This is a genomic window from Streptomyces regalis (assembly GCF_001509475.1).
Taxonomy (GTDB): domain Bacteria; phylum Actinomycetota; class Actinomycetes; order Streptomycetales; family Streptomycetaceae; genus Streptomyces; species Streptomyces regalis.
The window spans coordinates 1-1390 of record NZ_LLZG01000195.1; the positions used below are offsets into that span (position 1 = coordinate 1).

Annotated in this window: 1 protein-coding gene; it reads left to right on the forward strand. The window is 69.0% G+C overall.

What is annotated here, in order from left to right:
* Positions 1 to 12 precede the first annotated feature (12 nt).
* Positions 13 to 1287, forward strand: a complete 1275-nt coding sequence (locus tag ADL12_RS21785) for an IS701 family transposase (protein ID WP_079052194.1) — start codon at positions 13 to 15, stop codon at positions 1285 to 1287.
* The last annotated feature ends 103 nt before the right edge of the window (positions 1288 to 1390 follow it).

Genomic DNA, 1390 nt, shown 5'->3' on the forward strand with positions numbered 1-1390 from the left:
CATGTTGGTGGTGTGGATGCACATGAAGTGAACCGTGCTCGGGCGAAGTTGGCGTTATTCGTGGCTGACGTCTTCGCCTCGATGCCGCGCAAGGATCAGCGGGCGAAGGGTGACTGCTATCTGCGGGGACTGATGCTGGACGGGCGGCGGAAGTCGATCCAGCCGATGGCGGAGCGCCTGCCGGACGGCAACGAGCAGAACCTGCAGCAGTTCGTGAACCAGTCGACCTGGGATCCGGTGCCGGTGCGGCGGCGGATCGCGCAGCGGATGATGCCGCAGATCGGCCCGGATGCCTGGGCGGTCGATGACGTGTCCTTCCCCAAGGACGGGAAGATGTCGGTGGCGGTCGCCCGCCAGTACTGCGGAGCTTTGGGCAAGCGGGCCAACTGCCAGGTCGCGGTGAGTGTGCACGCGGTCTCCGACACCGGGTCCTGTCCGCTGCAGTGGCGGCTGTTCGTGCCCCAGGAGTGGGCGGACGATCCCGCGCGACGGGAGAAGAGCGGGATACCACAGGAGGTCGGGCACCGGGAGAAGTGGCGCCTGGCCCTGGACATCTTCGACGAGCTGGCCGGGTGGGGCATGGTGCCGCCGGTGGTGGTGGCCGATGCCGGCTACGGGCAGAACGCCGACTTCCGCGACGGCCTGAGCGAGCGGGGCATCGGCTATGTGGTGGCCATCCGCTCGGACGTGACCGTCCACCCGAACGACGCGCGGCCCACCGCCCCGGCCTGGTCCGGAAACGGCCGCAGGCCGCAGCCCCGCTACCGCGACAAGCCGTCCTCTGTGTCCGTTTCAGCCGCCGGCCACGGACGGCAGGCGTTCTTCGAGGTCGCCTGGCGGGAAGGCTCCCGCGGACCGATGCGCTCGCACTTCCTGGCGCTGCGGGTGCGGCCGGCCGGGGTCCGGGCCCGCCGTCTGGCCCAGGCCGCCGCCACGCAGGAGGGCTACTGGGACGGCGTCCTGCCCGAGGTCACGCTGCTGGTCGAATGGCCCGAAGGCGCCGACGCACCCACCGACTACTGGCTGTCCAGCCTGCCCGAGGACACCCCACTCACCGAACTGGTCCGCCTGGCAAAGATCCGCTGGCGGATCGAGCACGACTACCGGGAACTCAAGCACGGCCTGGGCCTGGACCACTTCGAGGGACGGTCCTGGAACGGGTGGCATCACCACGTGACCCTGGTGACCGCCGCCCACGCGTTCCTCACCGAACAGCGCCTGGCCCCAAAAGCCGATACAGCGGACTCACCCTCTACCAGATCATCGACGCCATCCAGGGCCTGCTGAACTGCTGGACCGGCACCTGCACCACCTGCCACCGCCCCCTGCCCAGAACATCCGCCACCAGCCCAAACCCAAGAGCCAGAGCAACCTAACGGAGTCCTACTAG